Here is a 4717-nt window from a genome sequence, read left to right as displayed (position 1 = left end):
TTAGGTATTGAAACCATGGGTGGAGTGTTTACTAAATTAATAGAGTCAAATACTACTATACCAACAAAAAAGTCAGAGACATTCTCTACAGCTGCTGAAAATCAACCTTCGGTTGAAATTCATGTATTGCAAGGTGAAAGAGCTATGGCAAAAGATAATAGAACTATTGGACGATTTCATTTAGATGGAATTCCGCCAGCACCAAGAGGCACTCCTCAAATTGAAGTGTCTTTTGATGTTGATGCGAATGGTATCATGAATGTTTCGGCTAAAGATAAATCTACTGGTAAGGAGCAATCTATTCGAATCGAAGCATCTTCAGGATTATCTGAAGAAGAAATAGATAGAATGAAAAAGGAAGCTGAAGCTAATGCAGATGAAGATGCAAAAGTGAAAGAAAGAGTAGATAAGCTGAATGGTGCTGATAGCTTAATCTTTCAAACGGAAAGCCAGCTTAAAGAAATGGGCGATAAGCTTCCAGCTGATAAGAAGGATCCAATAGAGGAGGCTTTGAAAGAGTTGAAAGAAGCGCACGCAAAAGAAGATATCGAAGCGATTGATAAAGGCATGGAAAAATTAAATACAGTTTTCCAAGCTGCATCACAGGATATGTATCAAAATGCTGGAGCTGAAGGGCAACCAAATGCTGAAGCAGCAGGCGAAAGTTCTGAGGAAGTTACAGATGTTGATTTTGAAGAGGTGGTAGAAGAAGAGAAAGTAGAGGAAGAGAAGGTAGAAGAGGCAGAAGGAGAGAAGAAGGAATAATCAATTTCTAAAGAATAAAAAGCCCCATACATTAAATATGTATGGGGCTTTTTAATGCTGTGTCCCGTCCTGAAAAAGGTTGACTATATTATCAAATATATGTCATCAGAAAAGGAATTGAACAAAAGAGTTAAGTCCCCTTCAAGCTATAGTGAAGCTTTTAAACGAGTAGTTGTTTCGGAATACGAGTCGGGTTTATTGGGTAAAGCTGGGCTCAAACGTAAATATGGTATTTCAGGAAACTCTTGTATCTCTCGTTGGTTAATTAAATATGGTAAATTGAAGCATCCAATTTATTTATCTAAGGGGCGCCCAATGAAAGATAGCGATAAGCATAAAAGAACTAGAGGCTAAACTTCGCCTTAGAGAGAAAAGCTAAAAAAAGAGCTGAAGGTCAAAGAGGCGGAACTAGCTGCCTATAGGCAGTTTATTTCGATAGAAGAAAGAGAACTTAGTATTAAAATTGTAAAAAAGTCTGGCACCAAGCAGTCCAAGAAATAGCACCCAAATCGATAATATCAATTACAAGATTGTGCCGGCTGTTTGGTTATGCCAAAAGGCTTATTATAAAAAATCATTGACTGAGAAGTCGGATTACCAAGTTGTGAGAAAGTTAGTATTACAAGTAAGGCAACAGCTTCCTAGAGCTGGCTGCAGAAAGGTTTATTATATGATTTATTCAAAACTAAAGGAGCAAAATATAAAAATAGGCCGAGATAAACTTTTTGATTTTCTACGCTCAGAACATTTGTTAATTACAAAACGCAAGAAGTATCACAAAACAACGAATTCAAAACATTGGATGCGTAGATATCCGAACATAGTGAAAGAGATAGATATAATACCCCCAGAACAAGTGTGGGTAGCTGATATTACTTATGTGCTAGTTCAAGCAAAACATTACTATTTACACCTATTAACAGATGCTTATTCAAAGAAAATAGTTGGATACCAACTTAGTGATAACATGTTGGCACAAACAACGCATAAAGCTTTAAAACAAGCAATCTTAAGCAGGAAGTACTGCAATCAACTAATCCATCATCCGGACAGAGGACTTCAATACTGTAGTGGGTTGTATACAGAAGAACTAAAGAAAAACAATATCATAATAAGCATGACAGAGAAATCTGATCCTTATGAAAATGCGATTGCTGAAAGAATAAATGGAATATTAAAATACGAGTTTGGTTTGGATCAAATATTTGACAGCTTTGAACTATTAGAACAACAAACCATTGAAGCTATAGCGCTATACAACCAAGTTAGACCACATATGTCTATCGAACTATTAACACCAAATCAAGCACACCAACAACAAAAAATAATAATTAAAAAATGGAAAAGTAAAATCCCTCCAAAGCTTGCCTTGGAGGGATAGACCAAAATTGTAATTTAACAGTCTAATCAGTCAGCTTTTTTCAGGACAAGACACTGTTTAAAGTCTAATAGATTTTTTCCTCATCCAATTGACCATTAACATAAATTTGTTCTTTACTGGCATCTCCTTTAGAATTAAAGAAAGTCCACTTTCCAATTTTTACATAATCGAATAAGTTATCGTCGTACTTATGTTTTCCGTCAAGCTTCTTATTACCAGTTTCGTAATATGCTAAATCACTAAAGACTTTTTTCTTAGTATTAATAAGTTCAAAAGAGGCTTTTAAAGTTCCCGATTCATAATATGATCTCTTTAATAGAAAATAATCTGAGCTTTTATGATATTCTTCCTGGTAGACGAGCGTATGATTTTCATCATTAAGAAATTCATCTTTTTTAAATTGGTACCCATATTTAAATAGAACATCTGTTTTGATAATGTCTTTTTGGAAGTATATAGTTAAACTGCTTCTAACGTCATCAAAAGATTTAAAATTCCTTTCAATATCTCCATTCTTATAGAAGTTTTTATAAATTTTAAGCTGACCGTTTTCGTAATATCCCTTATGTAATAACTCACCAGAAGAATAAAAATCTTCTACCCAACCTTCGTATGCATATCCTTCGTGATTTCTTACAGAGTCTCCTCCCGTAAGTGCATTTAATCCATCATAAACAGAAATGCCACTTATTTTATCGACAATAACATCTTCATCATAAGACATGGATTGTGCTCCTATGGATCCGCTAAGAGAAAGCATGACAATGCCACATAGCGCTTTTTTTACCCTTGATGAGATGTTTTTATTCATGTGTAAAAGTATTGAATTACTCTTTGGTTGTCAGTTATACGGTAAGATACTAATAAAGTCTAATTAAATAGGCTAAAACCGGAAGAGCTTGGCTCTGGTGGCGATTAATGCGCTAATTGTCAGGTGGAAAAGATTTGTTTTGAATTACTTAATACGTAAAATTATTAAGTGCTTAAAACTATCGGAAAAATCCAATAGTGAACTATTCTTGAGGGGTAATAATATTATCTTAGCCAAAATTAAATTAGAATTTAATGCGAGTAATTGATGATAATAATATTCCTGTAATGGAGATATTTTCTTCAATTCAAGGAGAGGGAAAGTTTGCAGGGAATCCAGCAATTTTCGTCCGCCTTTCGGGGTGTGATGTTGGATGTCATTGGTGTGATGTGAAAGAAAGTTGGGAAGCAGGGAAGCATTCAATAATGCACATTAAAAGTATTCTGGATGAAGTGTTATCGTTGGATGCAAAAACAAAGAAAATCGTAATTACTGGAGGAGAGCCGTTAATGTATGGCCTTACCAATCTTACAGCTCTTTTAATCTCAGAAGGCTACGAATTGCACTTAGAGACTTCCGGAGCCTATCCTCTTTCAGGGAAATGGCATTGGATTTGTTTATCTCCGAAGAAAATGAAGTTGCCTAAAAATGACATCTACTTAAAAGCAGATGAGTTGAAAGTGATTATTTATAATAAGGATGACTTTAACTTTGCAATTGAAGCATCAAATAAAGTATCTGAATCTTGTTCTTTACTCGTTCAGCCCGAATGGTCTAAGTCTGAGGAAATGAATATTGAGATAATAAACTTTGTTAAGGAAAACGTTAAATGGTCGATTTCTCTTCAACAACACAAATATTTAAATATTAGATAATATGTTTAAACAAGTATTATGTACTCTTTTAATATGCGTTTTAATCTCATCTCTTCTAAGCGCTGAAGAATATGCTAGTAATAAAAAGAAGGCCATCAAGAATTATGAAATGGCCTATAGCCGTTATCGAGAAGGAAGATATAGAGAAGCTCTGGGGTTTTCTGACAAAGCATTAAAGATTGACGAGAACTTCACGGATGTGTACTTGCTGAACGCCAGTATCTATATAGACAGTTCAAATGTTAAACTAGCAATATGGAATTTAGAGAAATCCATAGAAATCGATCCGTATTTTTTCCCAATTACCTACTACACATTAGGAGCGCTTCAGATGAAGATGAATAAGTATGAGGAAGCGATAAAGAATTTCAGTACTTATATAAAAATTGATAGAACCAATTTAGAGATAATAGAAGAAGTAAGGCATCAGCTCAAAAACTGCTATTTTGCTGTTGACGCAATAAAGAATCCAGTTGATTATAACCCTATTAATATGGGACGTAATATAAATACAAAGTTAGATGAATACTTTCCTGCGATTACTGTAGATAATGGGTACTTCATTTTTATTAGAGGCATGCCCCATAATAATAGATTCGGATTTCAGGAAGATTTTTATGCTTCAGAGAAAGAAGGAACTGAATGGGCGAAAGCTTATGATATAGGAAAACCAATTAATACGAATAGAAACGAAGGCGCAGCTTCTCTATCTCAAGATGGGAAGCTAATGATTTTTGTGGCATGCGCTGATGAATATGGATATCCAAGAGATAGGCCAGGATTAGGAAGTTGTGATTTGTACTACGTAATGCGAGAAGGTAGGCGATGGTCTAAGCCCCAAAACTTAGGTTCTACAATTAATTCAAAAGGATGGGATACTCAGCC

General features: G+C 34.7%; 6 protein-coding genes. 5 read left to right on the top strand and 1 reads right to left on the bottom strand.

Going from position 1 to position 4717, the window contains the following annotated elements; translation table 11 throughout:
- The 3 genes from HRT72_03440 to HRT72_03430 form a co-directional block, all read left to right on the top strand.
- Nucleotides 1-765, top strand: a 765-nt coding sequence (locus HRT72_03440) for an Hsp70 family protein (protein ID NQY66761.1), incomplete at its 5' end; no start/stop codon positions are given.
- A gap of 99 nt (nt 766-864) precedes the next feature.
- The gene (locus HRT72_03435; GenBank protein NQY66760.1) at nt 865-1119 is read left to right on the top strand and encodes a transposase; all 255 of its coding nucleotides are present in this window, start codon (nt 865-867) and stop codon (nt 1117-1119) included.
- A gap of 223 nt (nt 1120-1342) precedes the next feature.
- Nucleotides 1343-2146, top strand: coding sequence for an IS3 family transposase (locus tag HRT72_03430; GenBank protein NQY66759.1), 804 nt, complete (start codon nt 1343-1345; stop codon nt 2144-2146).
- Between the two features lie 64 nt (nt 2147-2210).
- Here the strand turns inward: HRT72_03430 and HRT72_03425 are convergent, their stop codons facing one another.
- Nucleotides 2211-2957, bottom strand: a complete 747-nt coding sequence (locus tag HRT72_03425; GenBank protein NQY66758.1) for a hypothetical protein — start codon at nt 2955-2957, stop codon at nt 2211-2213.
- A gap of 254 nt (nt 2958-3211) precedes the next feature.
- On the opposite strand from HRT72_03425, the gene HRT72_03420 reads away from it, so the two are divergent.
- Both HRT72_03420 and HRT72_03415 read left to right on the top strand, forming a co-directional pair.
- Nucleotides 3212-3832, top strand: coding sequence for a 7-carboxy-7-deazaguanine synthase QueE (locus tag HRT72_03420; protein ID NQY66757.1), 621 nt, complete (start codon nt 3212-3214; stop codon nt 3830-3832).
- A gap of 1 nt (nt 3833) precedes the next feature.
- The coding region (locus HRT72_03415; GenBank protein ID NQY66756.1) for a PD40 domain-containing protein at nt 3834-4717 on the top strand (884 nt) is incomplete at its 3' end.

The organism is Flavobacteriales bacterium (assembly GCA_013214975.1).
Lineage (GTDB): Bacteria > Bacteroidota > Bacteroidia > DT-38 > DT-38 > DT-38.
The sequence above is the reverse complement of the archived record's forward strand: the minus strand, read 5'-3'. Positions and strand labels throughout refer to the sequence as shown.

Excerpts from the sequence above, each read along its gene's own strand:
- HRT72_03435 (NQY66760.1), top strand. The coding sequence starts at position 865 with ATGTCATCAGAAAAGGAATTGAACAAAAGAGTTAAGTCCCCTTCAAGC.
- HRT72_03425 (NQY66758.1), bottom strand. The coding sequence starts at position 2,957 with ATGAATAAAAACATCTCATCAAGGGTAAAAAAAGCGCTATGTGGCATT.
- HRT72_03420 (NQY66757.1), top strand. The coding sequence starts at position 3,212 with ATGCGAGTAATTGATGATAATAATATTCCTGTAATGGAGATATTTTCT.